Source organism: Cupriavidus sp. SIMBA_020 (assembly GCF_046535395.1).
Taxonomy (GTDB): domain Bacteria; phylum Pseudomonadota; class Gammaproteobacteria; order Burkholderiales; family Burkholderiaceae; genus Cupriavidus; species Cupriavidus campinensis.
This window is the reverse complement of record NZ_JAWRWU010000510.1, coordinates 1-274: the sequence shown is the minus strand read 5'-3', so window position 1 is coordinate 274 and position 274 is coordinate 1. Positions and strand designations below refer to the sequence as shown.

The window sequence follows — 274 nt, the reverse complement described above, 5'->3', positions numbered from 1 at the left end:
CGAGGCGCTGTTCAACCGTCTGTTCTACAGCGAAGAAGCGTACGACCTGTCCAAGGTCGGCCGCATGAAGTTCAACCGCCGCGTGGGCCGTGACGAAATCGTCGGCCCGATGACGCTGCAGGACGACGACATCCTCGCGACGATCAAGATCCTCGTCGAGCTGCGCAACGGCAAGGGCGAAGTGGACGACATCGACCACCTCGGCAACCGCCGCGTGCGTTGTGTCGGCGAACTGGCGGAAAACCAGTTCCGCGCGGGTCTCGTGCGTGTCGAG

Annotated in this window: 1 protein-coding gene; it reads left to right on the top strand. The window is 63.5% G+C overall.

Going from position 1 to position 274, the window contains the following annotated elements:
* The coding region (locus SB751_RS30270; RefSeq protein ID WP_410749056.1) for a hypothetical protein at nt 1–274 on the top strand (274 nt) is incomplete at both ends.